The sequence below is a fragment of the Rahnella sp. ATs2 genome, assembly GCF_051851855.1.
Classification (GTDB): domain Bacteria; phylum Pseudomonadota; class Gammaproteobacteria; order Enterobacterales; family Enterobacteriaceae; genus Rahnella; species Rahnella variigena.
On the sequence record NZ_JBLYPL010000004.1, the window covers coordinates 216,986 to 243,344 of the forward strand.

The following is a 26,359-nucleotide window of genomic DNA, read 5'->3' on the forward strand; positions in this document are numbered from 1 at the left end:
TTCCCGCTGCCATTGATGGCGGCGGATTCTACACAGTTCCTGATTTTGTTTTCATGGAGAAGATATGTCACTCAGTCGTCGCTCGTTCCTGCAAGCCTCCGGCGTGGCTCTTGCCGCAGGTGCTCTGCCATTAAAAGCAGAAGCGAGTGGTTCGCAACCTGTATTGCCCGTTCCGCCGTTGCTCGAATCGCGTCGCGGACAACCCCTGTTTCTGACTTTGCAGGCTGCTCACTGGTCATTCCTGGGTGGCGCAAAAGCGCCGGTCTGGGGCATCAATGGCATGTATCTTGGCCCGACGGTCAAAGTACACAGCGGTGATGACGTAAAACTGATTTACAGCAACCGTCTGGCAGAAGCTGTTTCTATGACCGTCAGCGGTCTGCTTGAACCGGGCACCTTAACCGGTGGCGCCGCGCGTCTGATGCAGCCGGGCGTTGACTGGTCTCCGGTATTGCCTATTCGTCAGGCGGCGGCGACCTGCTGGTATCACGCCAATACCCCGAACCGCATGGCACCGCACGTTTATAACGGTTTAGCGGGGATGTGGATTGTCGAGGACGAAGTCAGCAAGAATCTGCCGTTACCGAATCATTACGGCGTGGATGACTTCCCGATCATCATTCAGGACAAGCGTCTGGATGGGTTCGGCGTGCCGCAATACGACACACCGGCTTCCGGCGGATTCTTTGGCGATACCATGCTGGTGAATGGCGTGCAAAGCCCGTTCGTTGAAGTTTCACGTGGCTGGGTGCGTCTGCGTTTACTCAATGCCTCGAATGCGCGCCGTTACGAACTGAGCATGACCGATAACCGCGCGTTCCACGTTGTCGGTTCCGATCTGGGTTTCCTGCCAGCGCCAATGACGGTAAAACGTCTTTCTCTCGGGCCGGGCGAGCGCCGCGAAGTGCTGGTGGATATGTCGCAGGGCGAAGAAGTGTCGATTACTGCCGGTGAAGCCGCAGGCGTGATGGACAGACTGCGCGGCCTGTTCGAACCTTCAAGCATTTTGGTTTCTACCATCGTGCTGACCCTGAAACCGACCGGCCTGCTGCCATTGGTGACGGATAATCTGCCGATGCGTTTGCTGGCCGATCAGATCCTGACCGGCAACGTCGTCCGTACCCGTGACCTGCGCTTAGGCGACAGTGAACCGGGGATCAACGGCGCGCTGTGGGATATCAACCGTATCGATCTGACTGCGCAGCAAGGCACGTGGGAACGCTGGACGGTGCATGCGGATTTACCGCAGACGTTCCATGTTGAAGGGGTGTCCTTCCTGGTTAAAAGCGTCAATGGCGCCGCGCCGCTGGTGGAGGATGCCGGATTCAAAGATACCGTTTGGGTCGATGGCGATGTCGAACTGCTGGTGTATTTCAATCAGCCTTCTTATGAGCACTTCCCGTTCGTCTACCGTAGTGGCGCGCTGGAACTGGCCGATCGCGGCTCAGCGGCCAATATGCTGGTACAGCCTTCGATGTAAGCGTCATTCGCGCAATAAAAAACCCGCCTCGGCGGGTTTTTGTTTTTCTGCACTCTCAAACGGCTTACAGATCTTTTTCCGGATCCGGCCCCAGACGCTGCTCTTTATCCAGCTTGGTGACTTCCGCAAGTTCTTCCTTCTCCAGTTTGAAATCAAACACGTCGAAGTTTTCGCGGATGCGTTTTGGTGTTACCGATTTCGGGATAACAATCAGCCCGTTATCTAAGTGCCAGCGGATAACAATCTGCGCAGGCGTCTTGTCGTATTTTTCCGCCAGTTTCTGGATCAGCGGCTGATCAAACACGCCTTCGCCGCCCTGTGCCAGCGGGCTCCAGGATTCGGTGGCGATGGTGTGTGTGGCGTTCCAGGCATGCAGCTGGCGCTGTTGCATCAGCGGGTGAAGCTCAATCTGATTCACGACAGGGAAAATGCCGGTTTCATCTTTCAGCTTCTGCAAATGTTGCAGCGGGAAATTACACACGCCGATGCTTTTCGCCAGACCTTGTTCTTTCAGTTTCAGCAGCGCTTTCCAGGCATCGACGTAATGCCCCTGAGCCGGTTGCGGCCAGTGGATCAGGTATAAATCGACATAATCGGTTTTCAGCTTTTTAAGGCTGGTTTCCAGCGCCTGTGGTGCGTTCAGCTGATCGTCATTCCACAGTTTGGTGGTGATAAACAGCTCTTCGCGAGGCACCAGATTGGCGGCAATTGCTTCGCCGACGCCTTCCTCATTTTTGTAGATGGCGGCGGTATCAATATGACGATAACCGGTTTCGATCGCCGTTTTCACCGCGCTGGTGGCTTCCTGATTACTGGCTTTCCATACGCCAAGTCCTAACTGAGGCATCAGATTGCCATCGTGAAGTTTGATGATGGGTTGCGTTGCCATGAGTTTCTCCTTTCAGGGCAGAGTACCCGCCGCAGAGGACGGGCACCGTGTAGGGATTGACGTTAAGTCTAGTAAACGAAACGGCATCTTGCTGAGCAGGCTACGTATATTCATATTCAGACACGGAAGATGCCTAGGCGTTCATATCCAGCACCACGCGATAGCGCGCTTTCCCTTCATGCAGATGCTCTACGGCATCATTGATTTTGCTCAGCGGGAAGTGCTCAACCTGCGGCGTGATGTCATGACGGGCGCAGAACGCCAGCATATCAGCCAGGCGGGAAGGGGAACCGGTCGGTGAACCGGAAACCTCAGCCTGTTTGCTGATCAGCGCCATCACATGCAGCGGTACCGCTTCCGGTACCACGCCGACAAAGTGCAGACGGCCTTTCGGTGCCAGTGCGCCAATAATGGCGTCCCAGTCCAGCGAGGCATTGGCGGTGACCATAATGAAGTCCAGCTGACCGGCGATTTTCTTCAGTTCATCACTGTCACGGGTAGCAATAACGCGGTGCGCACCGAGTGAAACCGCTTCGTCACGTTTCGCCAGCGATGATGTAAACGCAGTGACTTCGCAGCCCCAGGCATTCAGGAAGCGCAGCGCCATGTGACCTAAACCGCCGATGCCAATCACGCCAACGCGGTGAGTCGGCAGCACGCCAAACTGCAACAGCGGGTTAAAGACGGTAATACCGCCACAGAACAACGGACCGGCGCTGGTGATATCCACGCCTTCCGGCAGCGGAATAGCCCACGCCCAGTGGCTGCGGATCTTGTCCGCGAAACCGCCGTGATGGCCGATGATGGTGGCTTCCACGTCATGACAAAGGTGCTGATCGCCGGACATACAAGGGTGACAGTGCATACAGCTGCCACGGTTCCAGCCCACGCCGACAATCTGGCCGACTTTCAGCCCTTTGTTCTGCGCATGATTACCAATTTTGACGATTTTGCCGACCACTTCATGGCCCGGAACAAACGGATACTGCGTGATGCCCCAGTCATTATTGAGCATCGACAGATCCGAATGGCAAACGCCGCAATAATCAATGGCGACTTCAATTTCTTCGTCGCCAATCGGGCCCGCGTCGAAAGCAAACGCTTCAAGTGGCTGGTTCGGGCCGGCAGCGGCCCAGGCGTTAAAGGTATTTTCAGCAGCAACAGGTGCAGACATACAATCCTCCGAACTCTTGGTTAGACGAATAATGAATTGAAATAAGGAGTTATCAGAAAAAAAGAATCGGTGACCGAAGGTCGCTCACGATCAGCGAATGAAAAGTGCGTCCATACAGACTAGCAGTTCATCGCATTTATGCAGGTGTGTCCCCCTGCGGAAGGCGACATTAACTGTAAGAGAAAATGGGCAGCAGCATGATGCCCATTTCTGCCAGAGTCTTGCCTGTTTCTGCTTGTCTCTGTAGGAACGCAGGAGGTTATGGCAGAATCAGTGCCAGTTTAGTGAATATGTGGAGCGAAATAATGGAAAACGTGAACAGCCTGTGCGCCCGCATGGCGGCAAGAGTCGCCCGGCTCAGTGGTGATAAAAATCTCGTGCCGTCGGCGGTTCCGCAGGTGACGCTGATGTACACCACACGTTACCATCCGCGTCAGCCGGTTTTGTACAATCCCGGCATTGTTATCCTTTTTCAGGGGCGAAAAGTCGGTTATCTGGGCAAGAAAACCTTCTCTTACGATCCGCACAATTATCTGATGCTGACCGTTCCGCTGCCTTTCGAATGTGAAACCTTCAGCAGCCCCGAAGAGCCGCTGGCCGGTATTCAGATCAGCATTGATAACCTGATGTTGCAGGATCTGCTGATGGATATGGGCGACGAAAGCATGGTGCGTCAGAAAGAATCGTCAACAGGCATCAACTCCGGCGTGCTGGATGGCGATATTCTTTGTGCGACCGAGCGCCTGCTGGATGTGATGGATAAGCCACTGCACGCCCGTATTCTGGGGCCTAAAATTATCCGCGAAATACTGTTCTTTATTCTGACCAGCGAGAACGGCGGCGCGCTCCAGGCGCTGGTTAATCGTCATACCCATTTCAGCCAGATTGCCAAATCCCTGCGCCGTATTGAGGCACAGTACGCCGACAATCTCAGCGTGGAAACGCTGGCCAGTGAAGTGAACATGAGTATTTCGGCGTTTCACCATAACTTCAAAGCCGTGACCAGCACCTCGCCGCTGCAGTATCTGAAAACCTATCGCCTGCACCGTGCGCGTACTTTGATGATTTATGATGGTGTGAAAGCCAGCGTGGCGGCATTACAGGTGGGGTATGAAAGCGCATCCCAGTTCAGCCGGGAGTTCAAACGCTATTTTGGCGTCACGCCGAGTGATGAGATGGCGCGTCTGCGCGAAGGGAGTTCCGGTGTGCTGGCGCTAGCGGACGGGGCATTTAAGGCCTGAACCGGTCAGTTTTCAAAGGATTTCAGAAAGGGCTCAGAAACGACATTTACGTTTCTTCCAGATAACCAGCACCGCGCCAGCCAGACCGACGACCAGCAACAGAACCGGTAAAATCATCAGTCCCGCCATGACCTGATCTTCATGGCGTTTAACAATCGGAATGTGGCTCAGTGCGAAGCCCAGAGAAATCACCACACCTACCCACAATATGGCGCTCAGCCAGTTAAAGAACTGGAAGCGGGCATTATTGAGGCCAGAAATCCCAGCCATTGTCGGTAACAGTGTCCGCACGAAAGCCAGAAAACGCCCGACCAGCAGCGCCATCAGCCCGTGCTGAATAAACATCTGATGCGCACGCTGGTGATAATGCGCCGGAAGCTGTAACAGCCAGCCTTTGACCAGTTTGGTGTGACCCAGCCAGCGTCCCTGAATATAACTCAGCCAGCAGCCGAGGCTCGCGGCCGTCACCAGAATAATCAGGGTAGGGACGAAGCTCATGACGCCTTTAGCAATCAGCGCGCCGGTCAGCAGCAGCAGGCTGTCACCGGGCAGGAAAGAGGCAGGTAATAAGCCGTTTTCCAGAAACAGCGTGGCAAACAGGACGGCATAAATGACCCAGAGGAGATTCGGGTCGGCGAGCATACTGAAATCATGCTGCCAGAGCGCATGAAAAATGTCGCAAAGCACTGCCATATTCTGTCCTGTTTCTGTTCATTAAAAACTGTCGCCTGCCAGTGTAACGCGGATCGATGTCGGATATGTTGATCTGAGGACACTGTAAAAAAGACAGAAGGCTCCGGCATCAGTCGCCCGGAGCTCTAAAGAGCTTACAGATTATTATCATTTTGCGAATGAATATCCGCCACTTACCTTACCGATCTGCGCGTTATGTCGCAATCTCTGTGGCTCAGGAAGTCGTTATCCGTTCAAAAGCCGTTGAAAGATCGGCAATCAGATCGTCACAGTTTTCCAGCCCGATATGTAATCTAACCAGCGTGCCGGTAAAGTCGACGGTTTCCGCCGGGCGGATAGCCTGAATTTCTTCCGGCTGATTGGCCAGAACCAGCGATTCAAAGCCGCCCCACGAATACGCCATGCTGAAATGCTCGAAGTGGTCGAGATAGTCAGAAAGCTGTTGTTTGCTCAGGCGCTGTTTCAGCACAAAAGAGAACAGGCCACAGCTGCCGGTGAAATCCCGCTTCCAGAATTCATGGCCTTTGCTGCCGGGCAATGCCGGATGATTGACCACTGCCACTTCCGGACGCTCCGCCAGCCACTGTGCGATGCGGATACTGCTTTCTGCATGCTGTTTCAGCCGCACGCCCATGGTGCGCAGCCCGCGGCTGGCGACATACGCGGTATCAGCATCGACCATTTGCCCCATCAGATAGGAATGTTCACGTAACTGCGCCCAGCAACGTTCATTAGAAACGGCGGTGCCAATCATCGCATCAGAATGACCGACGATATATTTGGTGCCTGCCTGAATCGAAATATCGATATCAAATTCCAGCGCTTTAAACAGAATGCCCGCCGCCCAGGTGTTATCGATCATGATGACAACGTCCGGGTTCACCGCGCGCACGGTTTTCACCATTGCCGGAATATCCGGGACTTCCATGGTGATAGAACCCGGCGATTCGAGGAACACCACTTTGGTGTTGGGCTGCATCAGTGAACCTAACTCAGCACCGATATTGGCAGGAAAATAGGTGGTGGAAACACCGAGTTTTTTCAGCACTTTTTCACAGAAATCCTGCGTCGGTTCGTAAGATGAACCGGCCACCAGAATGTGGTCCCCGCTGCTGACAAAGGAAAGCACCGCGTTACTGACCGCCGCCGCACCGCACGGATACAGCGCGCACCCCGCGCCGCCTTCCAGTTCAACCATCGCTTCCTGTAGCGAGAAATGCGTCAGGGTGCCGCGGCGTCCGTAAAACAGCTCGCCGTTAGCACGGTTGGCGGTGGCGTGTTTTTTATCCGCGACGGTTTCAAACACCAAAGATGACGCACGCTGAATGACCGCATTCACGGAGCCTTGCGTGAACTTCTTGTCCCGTCCGGCGCTGACCAGCGCGGTTTCAATTTTTTTAGACGTCATAATCCGTATTTCACCCTGTTACGTTGCGCGGCATGCACCAGCATCCGCCGATATGTCATTAACTTAACATGATGAATTTCAGGGATCAGGCTTTTGGCGGGTGGATGAGAAAATTTCAGCAGCCCGCGCCCGTTTCACAGAAAAAAAAGCCCGTCGTGACGACGGGCAAGGGAGAAACGAGTTTTGGGTATCAGCCGGTATAAACGCCAAACAGTTTGGGCAGGAACAGCGAAATGGTCGGGATATAGGTCACCAGCATCAGCACCACGAACAGCACGCAGTAGAACGGCATCATGGCTTTGACCACTTTCTCAATGCTCTGTTTACTCACCGCACTGGCGACAAACAGCACCGAGCCGACCGGCGGGGTGATCAGCCCGATCCCCAGATTCACCAGCATGATCATGCCGAAATGCACCGGATCAATGCCGAGTGATAACACCACTGGCAACAGCACCGGCGTCAGGATCAGAATGATCGGCGCCATGTCCATCAGCGTGCCGATCAGCAACAGCATGATGTTGATCCACATGAGGATCACGTACTTGTTGTCGGAGATCGAAGTGAAGAATTCGGTGATGCGCATCGGCAACTGCATGTAGGTCATCACTGCGCCAAAGCTGGCAGCAAAGCCTATCAGGATCATGACGATGCTGACGGTTTTGACCGTGCGGTACATGAGTTTTGGCAGCTCGCTCCACTTATAATCGCGGTAGATAAACATGGTGACGAAGAATGACCACAAGCAGGCAATCGCCGCAGATTCCGTTGCGGTAAATACTCCGCTGAGAATACCGCCCATGATGATGACGACGGTCATCAGCCCCCACAGCGTGTCGATGAAAATCTTCAGCGCCTGGCGGAACGGCACGCGTTCGCCTTTTGGATAACCGCGTTTGTGCGCAAACACCACGCACATCACCATCAGTGTCAGGCTGAGCAGTAAACCGGGCAGAATACCGGCGATGAACAGCGCGGCAATCGACACCGTGCCGCCGGTCGCCAGTGAATAAATCACCGAATTATGGCTGGGTGGCGTGAGGATCGCCTGCACCGAACCGCTGGCGGTCACCGCTGCCGCAAAGTCACGCGGATAACCTTTCTTCTCCATTTCAGGGATCATCACCGAGCCGATCGATGCAGTGTCTGCTACCGAGGACCCGGAAATCGCGCCAAAAAAGGTCGAGGCGACGATATTCACCAGCGACAGTCCGCCGCGGATAAACCCGACAAAGATGTAGGCAAAACTGACCAGCCTGCGGGCGATCCCTCCTTCGGCCATGATCGCGCCCGCCAGAATAAAGAACGGGATCGCCAGCAGAGAGAACTTATTCACGCCGTTGGTCAGCTGGATCATCAGCGCTTCAAACGGCAGGTCAATCCACCAGGCTCCCGCCAGCGCGCTCAGCCCGACGGCGTAAGCGACCGGCACGCCAATCGCCAGCATCACCGCCAGCGTTAACAACAAGATTAATGCATCCATAACAGGCTCCGGTCAGGCGTCAGAATTGCCCAGCATCACTACAGGCCGCTGGTGCTGCGGGCCGGCAACGATCTGCTCAATGATGAATAACAGCGTCAGCGCAGAACCTATGGGCAGCGGCAGATAGGTCTGTCCGGCGGTCAGCAGCGGGAATTCCGCCACCGGTTGTTGCCAGAGTTCGCTGCACAATTGCAGGCTGTACCAGAAAATAAACACGCTGATCGCCAGCATCATCAGGTCAGCCAGCAGGGCGGAGAATTTTTTCAGCGCAGGCGGCAGACGGTCGGTGACCATCGCCACCACAATGTGCGAACCGGCGCGGTAACTGACGGCGGCACCGATAAAGGTGAACGTCACCATGCACATAATCGCAATCGGCTCCGGCCACGACAGGGCGCTGTTCATCACGTAGCGGGCGAAGATCCCAACCGGGATCACCGCGACCATCAGCAGTAACGCAATACCGGCGAGCCACATCGCGCAGCGGTAAAGAATGTCCATCAGGGTGTGATAACTCGAGACCATAAATCCCCCGGCGAAAGATCATAAAGAGGCAGCCCGCAGGCTGCCGGAGTCAGGGTTTACTGAACGTCAGCGATTTGCTGCATCAGTTCCTGATGGTCTTTGCCGAATTCATCGCGCACGGATTGCGTGGCTTTGACATAAGTCGCAGGGTCGATCTCCTGGAATTTCACGCCGCCTGCTTTCATCGTTGCCAGCGCTTTCTCGTTATAGGCTTTCCACAGTTCGCGTTGCTCGTCCTGTGCTTCTTTCGCCAGTTTGAGGATTAACTGCTGGTCTTCCGGTTTCAGTTTGTCCCATTTCACCTTTGAATACAGGAACAGCTCCGGAATGATGAAGTGACGGCTGTAGGTGTAGTTTTTTACCACCGGCAGATAGTTGTGGGCGACAAACGTCGGTGGGTTGTTTTCGGTACCGTCGATAACCCCGGTCTGCATGCCGCTGAACACTTCACTGACGCCCATCGCCACCGGGTTAGCGCCCATGGCTTTCAGCGTCGCCAGCGCAATCGGGCTGCCTTGTACGCGGATTTTCATGCCGTGCAAATCTTCCGGTTTCACCACCGGCTCTTTGGTGATCAGGTTGCGCGTGCCGCCGTCCATCCAGCCGAGGAATACCAGACGGGAGTTCGGGTTGTTGGTGATTTTGTCGCCGATTTCTTTACCAATCTGACCGTCGAGCACTTTGTGCATGTGGTCTTCATCGCGGAATATATAGGGCAGGGTGAAGACGTTTATCTCCGGTAAAATCGAGGCAACCGGCGTCATCGATACGCGGATAATATCCAGCGCGCCAAGCTGTGCCTGTTCAATTTCCTGCTTTTCATCTCCCAGAACACCGCCAGGGAACGTTTTGATTTCGAGGCGTCCGTCCGTTTGCTTTTGCAGCTTTTCGCCCATGTGCTGAACGGCGACGACGTTTGGATAGCCTTGCGGATGCACGTCGGCGGCCTTCAGTGTTTGTGCGGATACACCCGCGGTAAATAAGAGGGTCGCGGAACTCAGGCAAAGGCTGAGAAGTGCTTTTTGCATTTTCATCAGTTTGTCTCCAGGGTACTCAGTAAGGGAAAGATAAATGGGAGCAAGTGTCGATCAGAGCGAACGGAAGGTCCGGCCTGTTCATTATGAAATAGGCGTAAATAAGCTTTTAAATTATAGGGATACAAGACGTGCCGGTATGCGGTCTTCGCCTGAGTAAGCACCTTATCCTATTTTTTACTGCGCGGTATTTGAGCGTTATCACAAACTCGCAACAAATGTAAAAAGGTGTTGCTTAATATTTAAAACGTTGTTTTGACTTGGATAGTGATGCTCAGATGATTGATTTACCGCGTGATTTTTATAGAAACTGTGACGCAGGTTAAATTGTTCATCCCTTGTGCAAACACGAAAAACCTTGTCGTCTGTCAATGACACGCCAGCCTCCAGGCGCGACAATGTAAATAATAATGAGAACGACTATCAATTAGGCCTTTTTCTTTGATATCATTCGGCGTTATTCATTCCTTCTACACACTGATTCTGGCTGGAGGCGACGCGTGAAAACGGCTCGCAATAAGATGAAAGAGGCGACCTCATTACTGATGTCGTTGATGTTGGTTGCTGGCTTAAGCGGCAACGCGATGGCTGCACCTGCGACGCCGGCTGGACAAGCCGTCAATTCTGCAGCATCTCAACCGGCAGCGGCGGATGCCCCTGCACCGGCGACCAGTGATGCAACGCCAGCACCGGTGATGCAACCGGCTCCGACCGAAGCGACGCCTGTCATTCCTACCGATTTGTCTGTTATGGGCATGTATCATCACGCTGATGCGGTGGTGAAAACCGTCATGATTGGCCTGCTGCTGGCCTCTGTCGTCACCTGGGCGTTGCTGTTCAGCAAAGGTGCTGAAGTGTTCACTGGCAAACGCCGTATGCGCCGCGAATTTGATGCGCTGTCTTCTGTCCGTACACTGGATGAAGCCGCTGAACAGGCGGAAAGCTTCGCCGCCAGCAGCATCAGCGCGCAGATGATCCGCGATGCACAGAATGAGCTCGAGCTGTCAGCAGGTTCCATCGACAACAACGGGATTAAAGAGCGTACCGGTTTCCGCCTTGAGCGTCGCGTCAGCGCAGCCGGTCGTTACATGGGCCGTGGCAACGGTATTCTGGCGACTATCGGGGCAATCTCTCCGTTCGTCGGCCTTTTCGGTACTGTGTGGGGCATCATGAACAGCTTCATCGGTATCGCACAAACGCAGACCACTAACCTGGCTGTCGTGGCACCGGGCATCGCAGAAGCCTTGCTGGCGACCGCTGTCGGTCTGGTTGCAGCGATTCCTGCCGTGGTTATCTACAACATTTTCGCCCGTACCATTACCTCTTACCGTCATCAGGTTGGCGATGTAGCGGCGCAGATTATTCTGTTGCAGGGTCGTGATTTGGATCTGGCTGCCAGCAAAGGCGATGCGCCACGTGGTCAGACAGGTCAGTTACGCGTAGGGTAAGAACAGATTATGGCTATTCGGTTAAACGACGATATCGACGAAAGCGGTGAAATGCATGACATCAACGTCACGCCTTTCATCGACGTCATGCTGGTATTGCTGATCATCTTCATGGTGGCCGCACCGCTGGCGACCGTGGATGTGCGGGTTGATTTACCCGCCTCTACGGCGAAACAGCAGCCGCGTCCGGAGAAACCGATCTTCCTGTCGGTGAAAGCAGACAAACAACTGTTCCTCGGCGACACGCCGGTCAACAGCGATAATCTGACCTCGATGCTGGATCAACGTACTCAGGGTAATAAGCAGAGCACGATTTTCTTCCGTGCGGATAAGACGGTGGATTACGAAACGCTGATGAAAGTGATGGATAACCTGCGTAAAGCCGGTTACCTGAAAGTCGGACTGGTTGGCGCTGAACAAACCGGTGCCGCTGCGGCGCAGTAAGTTTTCCTCCCGATCAGACGCACAAAAAAGGCCAGCGATGCTGGCCTTTCGTTTATCTGTAAAACCGAAACTCAGGTCACCGGCGCCGGGTTGAATACCGCCAGCGCATTATGGATGCCCCAGGTGTCTGACCAGGTTTTCTTGCGCCCGCTGGCGATATCGAGAATGAAGTGGAACAGTTCCCAGCCCACATCTTCGATAGTCGCGTCGCCGGTCGCAATCGTACCGGCGTTGATGTCCATCAGATCGTGCCAGCGGTTAGCCAGCGTGGTGCGGGTCGCCATTTTAATCACCGGCACCGCCAGCAGGCCGTAAGGCGTACCGCGTCCGGTGGTAAAGACCTGCACGGTAATCCCGGATGCCAGTTGCTGTGTTCCGCAGACAAAATCACTGGCAGGCGTGGCTGCGTAGATCAGGCCTTTTTTGGTCGGACGCTGACCCGGAGACAATACTTCTGAAATTGCGCTGGTGCCGGATTTTGCAATCGAGCCGAGCGCTTTTTCCACCACGTTAGCCAGACCGCCTTTTTTGTTACCCGGAGACGGGTTGGCGCTGCGGTCGGTTTGTCCCATCGACAGATAATCATCGTACCAGGCCATTTCTTCCAGCAGGCGTTTACCCACTTCGACATCCGCAGCGCGCGGCGTCAGTAAGTGGATGGCGTCGCGCACTTCAGTCACTTCCGAGAACATCACGGTTGCACCGCAGCGCACCAGCAGGTCTGAGGCATAACCGACTGCCGGGTTAGCCGTCACGCCGGAGAAAGCGTCGCTGCCGCCACATTGCGTACCCACGACCAGATCAGACGCCGGACAGGTTTCGCGCTGACGGCGGTTCAGGCGCTCAAGATGGAATTGTGCAACGGTGAGGATATCGTCCACCATCGACTGGAAGCCGACGTGCTGTTCATCCTGCAAACGGACGATATGCGTGTCGTCGAGGGAAATTGCCTGCACATCCGGCGTGCCTTCCAGCAGGCGCTCGGGTTGCAGCTTTTCACAGCCCAGACCGACCACCATCACTTCGCCGCCAAAGTTCGGGTTCAGCGCCAGATTGTGGATAGTGCGGATCGGCACCACCGCCGCGGGGGCGTTAATCGCCACGCCGCAGCCGTAGAGATGGTTCAGCGCCACGACGCCATCGACGTTAGGGAATTTCGGCAGTAAATCACGCTCGATGATTTTGACCACGTAATCCACCACGCCCGCCACACAATGCACGCTGGTGGTAATACCGAGCAGATTTTTAGTGCCTACGCTGCCGTCGTCGTTGCGATAACCTTCAAAGGTATAGCCTTCCAGCGGCGGTAAGGCTGGGGGAACGCGGGTGGCCAGCGGCAGGCTGTTAAGCTCCGGCGCGACCGGCAGTTCCACCAGGGATTCGTCAATCCAGCCGCCCTGTGCGATGTCACGCACCGCATAGCCGATGACTTCACCATAACGAATAATATCGCCACCCTGGGCAATCGGTTCTAAGGCAACTTTATGACCTTGCGGAATATGCTCAATTAATTCCAGACCATTAGAAAATCGGGTACCGGCTTTTAAACCGTTATCGTTCACAATAATAGCAACGTTATCGCTTTCATGAACCTTAATGAAAAGTGCTTCGGTTGCATGTTCTTTATCTTTATTACGTGACATAACTGTCTCCGCGTTTATTAAACATCCCGGAACAAAAGGCTCCGGTTAATTCTCTGAAGTTGACGCTTAACGACGTTTCTCAAAAACATGCTCTGTAATACAGGGTATGACGCTCATTATAAGACAGACTTCCACGAACCTCATTGTGCAACTGACCAGCTTTTTACCGGTTTAACATCATTCTGTGGGGCAGGTGACAGAATAAATGTGATGGATATCACCCTTTGATTTGAGCGGTTATCAGCGCGAGATAATCTGTGATTCTCCTCCCACACCGATGTGTGGATGCAAAAGAATAGTCACAATTATCTGCTATATTCTTGGGCGAATGCACAGTGTTATTTCGGGGCCTCTTTTTTATACTGTATTAGCCCTCTGAAGGTGACGTTTTAAGTAATACAGGTAAATTTCGTACAAAGATTAATAAAGGATTAATTCGCCAGATCGTATAAATGCTTCTTATAAAGGAACTATAGGGTAAATAACGCCGAGGAATGGCGGGCGTTATTTTAGCAGCGGTGAATTACCTGAATGAATTTTTCAATATTACAACGAAGGTCACCATGAATATTCAATCTCAGTCACGGACAATCGCGCAAACTAAGGTACGAACACATATTCGTTACTACATTTTGCTGATTATCTTTTTAATCACGGCGGTGAACTATGCCGACCGTGCAACGCTTTCCATTGCAGGCACCGAGGTCGCGCGCGAGCTGGGCTTGGATGCTGCGGATATGGGGCAAATCTTTGCGGCATTCGGCTGGGCATATCTGATTATGCAGTTGCCCGGCGGATGGTTGCTGGACAAGTTCGGTTCCAAGAAAGTTTATACCTACAGCCTGTTTTTCTGGTCGCTGTTCACCTTACTGCAAGGCTTTGTTGGCTGGTTCCCGCTGGCGTATGGCGCAATGACGCTGTTTATCCTGCGCTTTATGCTGGGTTTCTCCGAAGCGCCTTCCTTCCCGGCGAACGCCCGCATTGTCGCGGCCTGGTTCCCGACCACCGAGCGCGGCACCGCGTCGGCAATTTTTAACTCCGCACAATATTTCTCGCTGGCGCTGTTCTCTCCGTTACTCGGCTGGCTGACCTACGCCTGGGGCTGGGAACATGTCTTTATCGTGATGGGCGTGATTGGTTTTGTGCTGACGCTGGTGTGGATCAAATTTATTCATAACCCGCCGGAACATCCGCATATTTCCAAAAGCGAGCTGGAGTTTCTGAAAGACGGCGGCGCGGTGGTGGATATCGACCACAAGAAAACCGACAGTGCGAAAAATGGTCCGAAATGGAGCTACGTTCGTCAGATGTTGAGCAGCCGCATGATGCTGGGGATCTTCTTCGGGCAGTATTTCATTAACAGTATTACGTGGTTCTTCCTGACCTGGTTCCCGATTTATCTGGTTCAGGAAAAGGGCATGTCTATTCTTAAAGTGGGGATGATTGCCGCAATTCCGGCATTGTGCGGTTTTGCCGGCGGTGTGCTGGGTGGCGTGTTCTCAGATTTCCTGATTAAACGCGGTTTCTCGCTGACCGTGGCACGTAAAATTCCTATCGTGCTGGGCATGTTGTTAGCCACCAGCATCATCTTGTGTAACTACACCGACAACAACGCGCTGGTTGTCACCCTGATGGCGCTGGCGTTCTTCGGCAAAGGCTTTGGTGCGCTGGGCTGGCCGGTGATTGCCGACACCGCCCCGAAAGAAGTCATTGGCCTGTGCGGCGGCATCTTCAACGTGTTTGGAAACGTAGCCTCCATCGTGACGCCGCTGGTGATCGGCTACATGGTAAAAGGGCTGCACTCTTTCAATATGGCATTAATTTTTGTGGGCTGTTCAGCACTGATGGCGATGCTTTGCTATCTGCTGGTGGTCGGCGAGATCAAACGTCTGGAACTTAAGAAACAGTAAATTTTGATGCGGGCATGCCGGATTTTCCGGCTCTGCCCCTGGATGAGGTCAGATATCAGATATGAGTAATCAAATGATTCCAAATCGCTTTCGCCAGGACTTACTGCAAGGAAAAACGCTGATTGGTTGCTGGTCAGCGCTGTGCAGCCCAATCACCACCGAAGTGCTCGGCGTGGCGGGTTTTGACTGGCTGTTGCTCGATGGCGAACACGCGCCGAATGATGTCACCACATTTGTACCGCAACTGATGGCGCTGAAAGGCAGCCGCAGCGCGCCGGTGGTGCGTCCGCAATTTAATGATCCGGTGGTCATTAAGCGCCTGCTGGATATCGGTTTCTACAATTTCCTGATCCCGTTTGTGGAAACGCAGGAGCAGGCCGAACTGGCGGTGGCATCAACACGTTATCCACCAGCAGGCATCCGTGGCGTATCGGTTTCGCATCGCAGCAACATGTTCGGCACCGTGCCGGATTACTTCACCAGCATCAACGACAACATCGCGGTGATGGTGCAAATCGAAAGCCAGCAGGGCATCGATAATCTGGATGCGATTGCCGCCGTTGACGGCATCGACGGGATTTTCGTCGGCCCGAGCGATCTGGCCGCAGGCATGGGGCATCTCGGCAACGCCGGACACCCTGACGTGCAGGCCGCTATCCGTCACATCTTTGCGCGTGCAAAAGCACACGGCAAACCGAGCGGCATTCTGGCACCGGTTGAAGCAGATGCCCGTCGCTATCTGGAATGGGGCGCGACGTTCGTGGCGGTCGGCAGTGATTTAGGCGTTTTCCGTGCAGGGACTCAGGCGCTGTGTGATCGCTTCACCAAGTGATCCGCTCTCAAACATCAATATAAAGAGGATACCCGAATGAAAATTGGCTTTATTGGTTTAGGCATCATGGGCAAGCCTATGAGCAAAAACCTGCTGAAAGCAGGTTACGAGCTGGTGGTGATGGATCGCAATCAGGATACCGTCGGTGAAATTGTGAAACTCGGCGCAACAGCGGCAGATACCCCAAAAGCAGTGGCGGCGGTTTCTGATGTGATCATCACCATGCTGCCAAACTCGCCGCAGGTGAAAGAGGTGGCGCTGGGCGAAAATGGTCTGATTGAAGGCGCGCGTCCAGGCACTATTTTCATCGACATGAGTTCTATCGCGCCGCTGGCGAGCCGTGAAATCAGTGAAGCGCTGGCCGCTAAGCAAATCACGATGCTCGATGCGCCGGTTTCCGGTGGCGAACCGAAAGCCATCGACGGCACGATGTCTGTCATGGTCGGCGGTGACAAAGCGGTGTTCGATAAATGCTATGAAATCATGAAATCCATGGCGGGTTCTGTGGTGCATACCGGTGATATCGGTGCAGGCAACGTCACCAAACTGGCGAATCAGGTGATTGTGGCGCTGAACATTGCTGCCATGTCTGAAGCGCTGGTGCTGGCGACCAAAGCGGGCGTGGATCCTGATTTAGTTTTCCAGGCTATTCGTGGCGGACTGGCAGGCAGCACCGTGCTGGAAGCAAAAGCGCCGATGGTGATGGATCGCAACTTCAAGCCGGGATTCCGAATTGATTTGCACATCAAAGATTTAGCTAATGCACTGGACACCTCACACGGCGTTGGTGCGCAACTGCCTCTGACCTCGCTGGTCATGGAAATGATGCAGGCACTGAAAGCGGATGGTCACGGACAATCTGACCATAGCGCCATTGCACGCTATTATGAAACCTTAGCGAAGGTTGAAGTTACCCGTTAGTCTGCGGCGGCAACGTGACCCTGAGTTAATGCTCGTTTCGCGTTGCCCTTCAGGCAGGATGCAAAACTGACAGGACGCTTTTCCACATCGGCGCGTGCAGTTTATGAAGGTAATGACTTTATGAAAATAGTGATCGCACCGGATTCATACAAAGAAAGTTTGTCTGCTTTGGATGTGGCAAAAGCCATCGAAAGTGGTTTTCGTGAGATTTTCCCTGAGGCGGAGTACGTCAAACTGCCGGTTGCCGATGGCGGCGAAGGCACGGTTGAGGCGATGGTGGCCGCCACCGGAGGCCGCGTCGTTAAAGTGAATGTCACCGGGCCGCTGGGAAAACCGATCGAGGCGTTCTTCGGGTTATCAGGTGATGAGAAAATCGCTTTCATCGAAATGGCGGCGGCCAGCGGGCTGGAAAGCGTTCCGCCTGCGCAACGTAATCCGCTGAAAACCACCTCTTACGGCACCGGCGAACTGATCCATTCCGCGCTGGACCATGGCGTGAAGCACTGCATCATCGGCATTGGCGGCAGTGCGACCAATGACGGCGGCGCGGGGATGATGCAGGCGCTAGGCGCGAAGCTGCTGACCAGAGAGGGCAAGCCGATTGGTCAGGGCGGCGGTGAGCTGGAAAAACTGCATCACATTGATATCAGCGGTCTGGATCCGCGGATCAAAAAATGTCGCTTTGAGGTGGCGTGTGACGTGACCAATCCGCTGACCGGAAAAGACGGGGCGTCTGCTATTTTCGGTCCGCAAAAAGGCGCGACACCGGAAATGATCGAACAGCTCGACGGCTATCTGCATCATTATGCGCAAGTGATCAAAAAGGATCTGGGCATTGATGTTGAGCACGTTCCCGGTGCTGGTGCTGCGGGCGGTATGGGTGCGGCACTTTACGGATTCTGCCATGCGGAATTACGTCAGGGGATCGAGATAGTCACCGATGCGCTGGGGCTGGATGAACTGGTGAAAGACGCCACGCTGGTGATCACTGGCGAAGGGCGTATCGATAGCCAGAGCATCAACGGTAAAGTGCCGATTGGTGTGGCGCGGGTGGCGAAACGCTATAACAAACCGGTGATTGGGATTGCGGGCAGCCTGACAAAAGATGTGGATGTGGTTTATGACCACGGGCTGGACGCCGTTTTCAGTGTGCTTTACAGCGTTTGTACACTCGATGACGCGCTGAAAAACGCCGCGGACAACCTGCGTAAATCCGCACGAAATATTGCCGCGACCATTAAATTATCGCAAAAACTTTAACTCACAGCAGTCAGGATAAAAAACCGGTGTTCAGGCCCAGCCTGCGCCGGTTTTTGTATTTTATTTGTGGCGGTTTTACGTTAGGTTTTAAAGACATTCGCCAATGAGAAAACACGTATGTCAGAGATTGATTTTTCACAGCAGCCGGTAAACACCCTGACCAAAGGGCTGGGGCCGCTGAGCGCCGGTGCGCGTAAGAGCGATATCCGCGGGCAAGGCTGGAATATTCTGCGTGAAGACGTCAGCCTGCCGGTGGCGGTGCTGCTCGAAGAGAGAGTCGAACATAATCTTTCCTGGATGCGCGAATTCATTCAGCGTTATCAGCTGAAACTGGCACCGCACGGCAAAACTACCATGAGCCCTGAGCTGTATCAGATGCAGCTGGAGTTTGGTGCGTGGGGGATCACGCTGGCGACTGCGCCGCAGGTTAATGCAGCATTCGCGCATGGCGTGCGCAAAGTGATTATGGCCAACCAGCTGGTCGGCAAAGGCAATATGGCGATGATCGCCGGGCTGATGCGTGAAGACCCGGCTTTCGATTTCACCTGCATTGTGGATTCAGCGGACAACGCCGATGCGCTCGGGCATTACTTTGCCAGTCAGCAGCTGACACTGCGCGTGATGTTTGAATACGGCATTGCGGGCGGCCGCACGGGCATCCGTACCGATGAACAGGAAGCTGATGTGCTGGCGGCGGTGAAACGCTGGCCGCAGTCGCTGGCGCTGGTCGGTGTCGAGCTTTACGAAGGTGTCAGTAATGACGAGGCGGTGATCCGCGGTTTTCTGCGCCACGTTATGACCCGCACGCAAGTGCTGGCACAGGCCGGAGAATTTGCCGAACCGCAGGTGATTTTAACCGGTGCCGGTTCCGCCTGGTTCGATGTGGTGGCAGAAGAACTGACCCGCGAAGACACGCATCTTGATGCTGAAAAACGCTATACCCTCGATATCATCCTGCGTTCCGGTTGCTACGTGACACACGACGTCGGTGCGTATCAGGCGGCGCTTGAGCGTATGCAAACCAGCAATCCGGTGGCGCGCGAGATGAACAGCAGTTTACAGCCCGCGTTGCAGGTCTGGGCGGCGGTGCAATCGTTGCCGGAGCCGGGCAGGGCGATTATCGCTTTCGGTAAGCGTGATGCCGGTTATGACGCCGGATACCCGAAAGCCGCCGGGCATTTCCGTCCGCGCAGCGCCACGCAGGCGGGATACACCACGGTGGTGCCTGCGCCGGAAGACTGGAAGGTGTTCGCGATGATGGATCAGCACGCGTTTATGTCGATACCGGAAAACGCTGACCTGAAAGTCGGTGACATGCTGGTCTTTGATATCAGCCACCCTTGCCTGACGTTCGACAAATGGCGGCAGCTGCTGCTGGTCAATGAGCAGTGGGATGTGACCGGTGCGGTGACGACCTGGTTCTGACGAGACGAAAACGCCCGGACGATGCCGGGCGTTACTCTTTTACCGTATTATTTTCTACTTAGGTAAATAGGCCAGCGCGGCGCGCTTCACGTTGTCTATTTCATCAAGCAGTTCAAACCATTCAGGTTCCAGTGTTTCCACGCTGACGCCCTGACGCAACTGTTGTTCAATGTAGAAACACAGCTGTTTCAGACGCGGTACGCCGCTGTAACTGCAACTGCCGTGCAGTTTATGGATCAGCGCCAGAATATCGTCGTCCGGTTCGCCCCGCGTTACCGCCTCCACGCGTTCAGCCACCTGTGGCAGGAATTCCACCAGCATTTGCAGTAAATCCTGCGCCAGCGCCACTTTATTGGCCGACTGACTCAGCGCCAGTTGCCAGTCGAGCGTGCTGATCGGCGCGAGGGATTCTCCGGACTGCAACGGAGAATCCAGCTGCGCCTGATGAGTCTGATGCCGTGACAGCACGTTTTTCAGCATACTTTCATCAATCGGTTTAGACAGATAATCGTCCATGCCCAGCTTCAGCAATTGCTCGCGTTCGCCACTCAGCGAGTGCGCCGTGACCGCCACGACCGGCGTTTTGGCATGGCGCGCCATCTGATGAATGATTTCACTGGCGCGGATACCGTCGATATCCGGCATCTGAATATCCATCAGGATGATGTCGAGGTCCGTATGACGCGCGACTTCAATCGCTTCTTCACCGCTGTGACACAGCACGGTGGTTTCCACTAATTCTTCCAGCAACGCGCCAATCAGTTTGAGGTTGGCCGGATTGTCATCGACCGCCATTGCGGTCAGCGGCAGGCGCGACGTTTTGTTCTCATCACTGTTGATCACCCGCACCGACGCCTGCTGCTCTTTGAGCAATAACGGCAGTAAACGGATGCTCGACATCGGTTTAATCAGACAAGCCTCGACGCCGCGCCGTTTCAGCTCTTCGGCATCCACCTGGAACTGGCTTGGCAGTGCCAGCAACAGATGCTGTGTCATGCTGAACACTCTTTGCAGTTTGCCGTCGTAATCGGACAGCGTCATATCGGGGTTCACCGGAATGCTGCACAGCATAATGTCGTAATGGGTTTCCGGAAGCGCTGCAATTGTCGTGCGGTGCGTGACATCCAGCGGCGTGGCTTGCAGGATTTCCATCGTGGCTTTTGCTGCCGCCGGATTAGCTTCGACATACGCCAGACGTTTACCTTCAAGATGACTCATGGAAACCGGCGTGATGTGGCGGTTTTCATTCAGCTCAAGGGTGACGTGGAACCAGAACGTCGAGCCGCGGTTGATCTGGCTGTAGAAACTGATATCGCCGCCCATTTCTTTAACCAGACGCTGGGTGATGACCAGCCCTAATCCGGTGCCGCCGTGACGGCGTGAAATGCTGGCGTCTGCCTGACGGAAAGCCTGGAACAACTGCGACTGCTGACGCTCGGAAATCCCGATGCCGGTGTCGTGAATTTGCACTTCCAGTTCAACCTGCAAATTGTTCTGAGAACGCAGTTCCACGTTGATATCAATATTGCCGGTTTCGGTGAATTTAATCGCATTTCCAAGCAAGTTAGTTACCACTTGCTGCATCCGCATCGGATCGCCCAGCACGTTTTCCGGCACATTGTTGTGGACGTTGAGCGTCAGTTCCAGCCCTTTATCGTGGGCGGTATGCGCCAGCAAAATCACCACTTCATCGAGCATTTCACGCAGCGAGAAGGGAATATGCTCCAGCACCAGTTTGCCGGCTTCCAGTTTTGAGAAGTCCAGCACGTCATTAATGATGGTCAGCAGATGGTTAGCGGAACGTTCAATGGTTTGCAGATAATCCGCCTGCGTTGGCGACAGCGGGGTTTTCAGCGTCTGACGGGTAAAGCCAATTACGCCGTTGAGCGGCGTACGCAGCTCGTGGGACATATTAGCCAGGAATTCGGATTTGATACGCGCCGCTTCCTGCGCACGCTTTTTCGCCAGATCCAGCTCGACGTTCTGGATTTCCATCTGCTCGAGGGTTTCGCGCAGATCTGACGTCGCCTGATCGATGTTCTGCTGCACTTCTTCGTGATACGCCGTCAGCGACATCGCCATCGAGTTAATGCCGTTTTTCAGCATGCTCAGTTCGCCCGGCATATTGCCTTCCACACGGCTGTCGAGCTGCCCGCGGCGGATACGGTCAACGGTATTCACCATATTGCGGATAGGGCCGGTGACATCGCGCATCAGGCGATAGGCGAACAGGGTGGCGATCCCCAGACATAACAACAGCAACATGGTGGAAACAAACGCTTCCTGATATTGCGCCAGTTTGACTGAGCGTAAATCCAGCTCAATGGCGATGTAACCTAACTGATGATTCGGTGACGCGCTGAAAGAATCATCGTCGGCTTCCGTGTGGTTTTCGGCCTGAATGGGCGTGCGTAAAATCAGCACATCACCGGAGCGTTCTTTGGTGAGTTCGCGGGGAATATCCTCAACGCGTTTGACCTGCAACGGACTGCCGTCGTGCTGCGTTGTGGAACTGGCAAACAGTTTATTGTCGCCATCATACACGCTGATACTGCGCACAATATCCGAATGATTGCGGTGCAGGCGGCTGATCAGGCGCTGAACCGGTTGGCGTTCACGGAACGTCATGCCATATTCGCTCGCGACCGCCAGAGGCTCGATAATACTGGCTCCGGCTTGCGTCAGCTGATTCTGCAATTCGTTGTAGCGATGGACCACAAAGAAGGTGCTGAGCAGCAAACCGATCATTAATGTCGGTGCCAGAATCAGGATCATCATCCTTGCGCGAAGGCTATATTTGGTCATGGGGTTCCAATGTGGGAGAATTAGCTCCAGCTAAGCTTAATAAACCAGCGTGTAATCGACAATAATGGCTCAATTCTACTCTCCGAACCGCCGCGTGACGACCCGGCAAACGATAACTGTGACCGCGACCGACCTTGATGCTTTCGGGCAGGGGGTGGCGCGCCACAACGGCAAAGCCGTGTTTGTCAGTGGTTTACTGCCCGGTGAACAGGCAGAAGTCACTTTAACAGAAGATAAAAGTAAGTACGCCAAAGGGCGGCTGAAACGTTTGCTGACCACCAGCGCCGATCGTGTGAAACCGGTTTGCCCGCACTATTCGGTCTGCGGCGGTTGTCAGCAACAACATGCCAGTGAGGCGCTGCAACAGAACAGCAAATCGGCATCACTGCTGCGCCTGATTTCGCGGGAAACCGGCGTTCAGGCGGATCCTCAGCCGGTGATTGCCGGTCCGCAATACGGTTACCGCCGTCGCGCGCGTCTGGGATTACAAATCGCCGGCGTTAAACCGGGGCGTAAAGCGGGAACGGCGAACGGTCCGCTGGTGATGGGTTTCCGTCAGGAAGGTTCGAACGATCTGGTGGCCATCACTAAATGTCCTGTTCTGCGGCCTGAACTGGAGCAACTGCTGGTGCCGGTGCAGGAATGTCTGTCGTCGTTGTCGGCGGTAAAACGTCTCGGGCATCTGGAACTGGTGCTGGCCGATAACGGCCCGCTGCTGGTGCTGCGCCACCTTGATCCGCTCAGTGAAGCCGATCGTACGCGCCTGACCACCTTTGCCGCGCAACATCAGCTGACGATTTTCCTGGCGCCTGACAGCGATACGCTGGAACGTTTATGCGGTGAAACACCTTATTATCAAATTGACGGCCTGAATCTGAAATTTGGTCCGCGCGATTTTATTCAGGTGAATGACGCGGTTAACCAGCAAATGGTGGCACAGGCCTTGCAATGGCTGGAACTGACGCCCGAAGATCGCGTGCTGGATTTGTTCTGCGGGATGGGGAATTTCACTCTTCCGCTGGCAAAAAGAGCTAAGCAGGTTGTCGGCGTCGAAGGTGTTGCTACACTGGTGGCGAATGGGCAAGATAATGCCCGAAATAATGGCTTAGAAAATGCCTCTTTCTTCCACGAGAATCTGGAAGATGATGTCAGTAAACAACCCTGGGCGGCGCAAGGCTTCAATAAAATCTTGCTGGATCCGGCCCGGGGCGGCGCTGCTGGCGTGATGGCGCATATCGTTAAGCTGGCCCCGGCGCGTGTGGTGTATGTGTCATGCAACCCCACAACATTGGCGCGGGACAGTAAAATTTTGTTGGAGGCGGGCTATCGATTGGCTCAGGTACGTATGCTGGATATGTTCCCGCACACCGGGCACCTTGAATCGATGGCTCTGTTTATCAACCCGTCTGACACAGGCGTTGTGTCAGAAACGTAGGGAGAGGGTATGGTTGCGGTAAGAAGTGCACATCTGAACACAGCTGGCGAGTTCGCACTCGACGACTGGATCAACAGTTTAGGACTGTCCAGCCAGCAATCATGTGAGCGTTTAGCCGAAACCTGGCGCTACTGCGAGCAACAAACGCAGGGCCATCCTGACGCCTCGCTGCTGCTGTGGCGCGGCCTCGAGATGGTTGAAATCCTCTCGACCCTCAGCATGGATAACGACAGTATGCGCGCGGCGCTGCTGTTCCCGCTGGTTGATGACGGCATCATTGATGAAGATACCCTGACCCGACAGTTCGGCAAAGGCATCACCGATCTGGTGCACGGCGTGCGCGATATGGACGCCATCCGCCAGCTGAAAGCCACGCAAAATGACTCCATGGCCTCCGAGCAGGTGGACAACGTCCGCCGTATGCTGCTGGCGATGGTGGAAGATTTCCGCTGCGTGGTGCTGAAACTTGCCGAACGTATCGCCCACCTGCGCGAAGTGAAAGATGCGCCGGAAGAAGAACGCGTTCTGGCGGCGAAAGAATGTACCAATATCTACGCGCCGCTGGCCAACCGTCTGGGTATCGGTCAGCTGAAATGGGAGCTGGAAGATTTCTGCTTCCGTTATCTGCATCCTGACGAATACAAACGCATCGCCAAACTGCTGCACGAACGTCGTATCGACCGTGAGCAGTACATCGACGATTTTGTCTCGACGGTTAAAAATGCGATGGCGGAAGAGGGCATCAAAGTTGATGTCTATGGCCGCCCGAAACATATCTACAGCATCTGGCGCAAGATGCAGAAAAAATCCCTGTCCTTCGACGAACTCTTCGACGTGCGCGCTGTGCGTATCGTGGTGGAACGTTTGCAGGATTGCTACGCCGCCTTAGGGATTGTGCACACCCATTTCCGCCATCTGCCGGATGAGTTTGACGATTACGTCGCCAACCCGAAACCGAACGGTTATCAGTCGATTCACACCGTGGTGTTAGGGCCTCGCGGTAAAACGCTGGAAGTGCAGATCCGTACCCGCCAGATGCATGAAGATGCCGAACTGGGCGTCGCCGCGCACTGGAAATACAAAGAAGGTACTGCCGTGGCCGGTGGCCGCAGCGGTGGCTACGAAGGGCGCATTGCGTGGCTGCGCAAACTTATCGCGTGGCAGGAAGAAATGGCCGATTCGGGCGAAATGCTCGACGAAGTGCGCAGCCAGGTCTTTGACGATCGCGTGTACGTGTTTACGCCAAAAGGCGACGTTATCGATCTGCCGATGGGCTCCACGCCGCTCGACTTCGCGTATCACATTCACAGCGATGTCGGTCACCGGTGTATCGGGGCGAAAATTGGCGGGCGTATCGTGCCGTTTACCTACCAGTTGCAGATGGGCGATCAGATTGAAATCATCACCCAGAAGCACGCGAACCCAAGCCGTGACTGGCTGAACCCGAGTCTCGGTTACGTCACGACCAGCCGCGGGCGTTCGAAAATCCAAAACTGGTTCCGTAAACAGGATCGCGATAAGAACATTATTGCCGGTAAACAAATCCTCGATGACGAGCTGGACAGACTGGATATCAGCATCAAAGATGCCGAGAAACTGCTGCTGCCACGCTACAACGTCAACTCGCTGGATGAAGTGCTGGCGGCCATCGGTAACGGCGATATCCGCATCAATCAGATGGTCAACTTCCTGCAATCTCAGTTGAAAAAGCCGAGTGCGGAAGAACTGGATAAAGAAGCGCTGCGCCAGCTGACGCAGAAAACCACGCCACCGCCAACGCGTACCAAAGACAATGGTCGCGTCGTCGTCGAAGGCGTCGGTAATCTGATGCACCACATTGCGCGTTGCTGCCAGCCGATTCCGGGTGACGAAATCGTCGGTTACATCACTCAGGGTCGCGGGATTTCAATCCACCGTGCCGACTGTGATCAGCTGGAAGATTTACGCTCGAATGCGCCGGAACGCGTGGTCGATGCCGTGTGGGGCGAAAGCTACTCCAGCGGTTATTCGCTGGTAGTGCGCGTGGTGGCCAACGACCGCAGCGGCCTGCTGCGTGATATCACCACCATTCTGGCTAACGAGAAAGTGAACGTGCTTGGCGTTGCCAGCCGCAGCGACACACGTCAGCAACTGGCGACTATCGATATGGATATCGAAATCTACAACCCGCAGGTTCTGGGACGCGTGATCGCCAAACTGAACCAGTTGCCGGATGTGATTGAAGCCAAGCGACTTCACGGCAGCTGATCAAACGCTTATAAGGCCCGCCAGTCGGGCCTTTTCTTTTATGTTTTTGACTCCTCTATTTT

Annotated in this window: 19 protein-coding genes and 1 pseudogene; 11 read left to right on the top strand and 9 right to left on the bottom strand. The window is 54.5% G+C overall.

The window, feature by feature from the left end:
* The first annotated feature begins 64 nt into the window (after positions 1–64).
* A complete protein-coding gene (ftsP, locus tag ACJY2G_RS05550; RefSeq protein WP_113877383.1) occupies positions 65–1,480 on the top strand; it encodes a cell division protein FtsP in 1,416 nt (471 codons plus the stop codon).
* A gap of 64 nt (positions 1,481–1,544) precedes the next feature.
* Here the strand turns inward: ftsP and dkgA are convergent, their stop codons facing one another.
* The gene (gene dkgA / locus ACJY2G_RS05555; protein ID WP_112287747.1) at positions 1,545–2,369 is read right to left on the bottom strand and encodes a 2,5-didehydrogluconate reductase DkgA; all 825 of its coding nucleotides are present in this window, start codon (positions 2,367–2,369) and stop codon (positions 1,545–1,547) included.
* 133 nt (positions 2,370–2,502) lie between these two features.
* Positions 2,503–3,543, bottom strand: a complete 1,041-nt coding sequence (ahr, locus tag ACJY2G_RS05560) for an NADPH-dependent aldehyde reductase Ahr (RefSeq protein ID WP_113877384.1) — start codon at positions 3,541–3,543, stop codon at positions 2,503–2,505.
* Positions 3,544–3,848: 305 nt separating this feature from the next.
* On the opposite strand from ahr, the gene ACJY2G_RS05565 reads away from it, so the two are divergent.
* Positions 3,849–4,784, top strand: a complete 936-nt coding sequence (locus tag ACJY2G_RS05565; protein WP_430319980.1) for an AraC family transcriptional regulator — start codon at positions 3,849–3,851, stop codon at positions 4,782–4,784.
* A gap of 33 nt (positions 4,785–4,817) precedes the next feature.
* Here ACJY2G_RS05565 and ACJY2G_RS05570 read toward each other — a convergent pair whose 3' ends face one another.
* The 5 genes from ACJY2G_RS05570 to ACJY2G_RS05590 form a co-directional block, all read right to left on the bottom strand.
* Entirely contained in the window at positions 4,818–5,477 is a 660-nt protein-coding gene (locus ACJY2G_RS05570; RefSeq protein ID WP_112287744.1) for a DedA family protein, read from the bottom strand.
* A 214-nt stretch (positions 5,478–5,691) separates the two neighbouring features.
* Positions 5,692–6,885, bottom strand: a complete 1,194-nt coding sequence (gene metC / locus ACJY2G_RS05575) for a cystathionine beta-lyase (protein WP_430319979.1) — start codon at positions 6,883–6,885, stop codon at positions 5,692–5,694.
* 190 nt (positions 6,886–7,075) lie between these two features.
* Complete coding sequence (locus tag ACJY2G_RS05580; RefSeq protein ID WP_112287742.1) at positions 7,076–8,368, bottom strand: TRAP transporter large permease; 1,293 nt, start codon at positions 8,366–8,368, stop codon at positions 7,076–7,078.
* Between the two features lie 12 nt (positions 8,369–8,380).
* Complete coding sequence (locus tag ACJY2G_RS05585) at positions 8,381–8,893, bottom strand: TRAP transporter small permease (protein ID WP_120163262.1); 513 nt, start codon at positions 8,891–8,893, stop codon at positions 8,381–8,383.
* A gap of 56 nt (positions 8,894–8,949) precedes the next feature.
* Positions 8,950–9,927, bottom strand: a complete 978-nt coding sequence (locus ACJY2G_RS05590; RefSeq protein ID WP_120163261.1) for a TRAP transporter substrate-binding protein — start codon at positions 9,925–9,927, stop codon at positions 8,950–8,952.
* A 521-nt stretch (positions 9,928–10,448) separates the two neighbouring features.
* Between ACJY2G_RS05590 and exbB the strand changes: the two genes are divergently transcribed.
* On the top strand, positions 10,449–11,375 hold the full coding sequence (gene exbB / locus ACJY2G_RS05595; protein WP_430320080.1) for a tol-pal system-associated acyl-CoA thioesterase: 927 nt from the start codon (positions 10,449–10,451) through the stop codon (positions 11,373–11,375).
* A 9-nt stretch (positions 11,376–11,384) separates the two neighbouring features.
* Positions 11,385–11,819 carry a TonB system transport protein ExbD gene (gene exbD, locus ACJY2G_RS05600; protein ID WP_112287738.1) on the top strand — a complete coding sequence of 145 codons (435 nt, stop codon included), beginning with the start codon at positions 11,385–11,387 and terminating at the stop codon, positions 11,817–11,819.
* Between the two features lie 71 nt (positions 11,820–11,890).
* Here the strand turns inward: exbD and garD are convergent, their stop codons facing one another.
* The gene (gene garD / locus ACJY2G_RS05605; protein ID WP_132965795.1) at positions 11,891–13,462 is read right to left on the bottom strand and encodes a galactarate dehydratase; all 1,572 of its coding nucleotides are present in this window, start codon (positions 13,460–13,462) and stop codon (positions 11,891–11,893) included.
* Positions 13,463–14,025: 563 nt separating this feature from the next.
* On the opposite strand from garD, the gene ACJY2G_RS05610 reads away from it, so the two are divergent.
* From ACJY2G_RS05610 to ACJY2G_RS05630, 5 genes and pseudogenes are all read left to right on the top strand, one after another.
* Positions 14,026–15,372 carry an MFS transporter gene (locus ACJY2G_RS05610; protein ID WP_426785483.1) on the top strand — a complete coding sequence of 449 codons (1,347 nt, stop codon included), beginning with the start codon at positions 14,026–14,028 and terminating at the stop codon, positions 15,370–15,372.
* Between the two features lie 61 nt (positions 15,373–15,433).
* Positions 15,434–16,204 (top strand): 2-dehydro-3-deoxyglucarate aldolase, encoded by a 771-nt coding sequence (gene garL, locus ACJY2G_RS05615; protein WP_439291472.1) that lies wholly within the window; start codon positions 15,434–15,436, stop codon positions 16,202–16,204.
* A 24-nt stretch (positions 16,205–16,228) separates the two neighbouring features.
* Positions 16,229–17,125: pseudogene (garR, locus tag ACJY2G_RS05620) on the top strand (2-hydroxy-3-oxopropionate reductase); the annotation flags it as partial.
* Positions 17,126–17,245: 120 nt separating this feature from the next.
* Positions 17,246–18,385 (top strand): glycerate kinase, encoded by a 1,140-nt coding sequence (locus ACJY2G_RS05625; RefSeq protein WP_120163256.1) that lies wholly within the window; start codon positions 17,246–17,248, stop codon positions 18,383–18,385.
* 117 nt (positions 18,386–18,502) lie between these two features.
* The gene (locus ACJY2G_RS05630) at positions 18,503–19,810 is read left to right on the top strand and encodes an amino acid deaminase (RefSeq protein WP_120163255.1); all 1,308 of its coding nucleotides are present in this window, start codon (positions 18,503–18,505) and stop codon (positions 19,808–19,810) included.
* A gap of 54 nt (positions 19,811–19,864) precedes the next feature.
* Here ACJY2G_RS05630 and barA read toward each other — a convergent pair whose 3' ends face one another.
* Positions 19,865–22,615: a two-component sensor histidine kinase BarA gene (gene barA / locus ACJY2G_RS05635; RefSeq protein WP_430319978.1), complete on the bottom strand. Its 2,751-nt coding sequence runs from the start codon at positions 22,613–22,615 to the stop codon at positions 19,865–19,867.
* Between the two features lie 64 nt (positions 22,616–22,679).
* Here barA and rlmD point away from each other — a divergent pair, with 64 nt between their 5' ends.
* Both rlmD and relA read left to right on the top strand, forming a co-directional pair.
* Positions 22,680–24,050 (top strand): 23S rRNA (uracil(1939)-C(5))-methyltransferase RlmD, encoded by a 1,371-nt coding sequence (rlmD, locus tag ACJY2G_RS05640; protein WP_430319977.1) that lies wholly within the window; start codon positions 22,680–22,682, stop codon positions 24,048–24,050.
* Positions 24,051–24,059: 9 nt separating this feature from the next.
* On the top strand, positions 24,060–26,297 hold the full coding sequence (gene relA / locus ACJY2G_RS05645) for a GTP diphosphokinase (RefSeq protein ID WP_439291475.1): 2,238 nt from the start codon (positions 24,060–24,062) through the stop codon (positions 26,295–26,297).
* Positions 26,298–26,359: the final 62 nt, after the last annotated feature.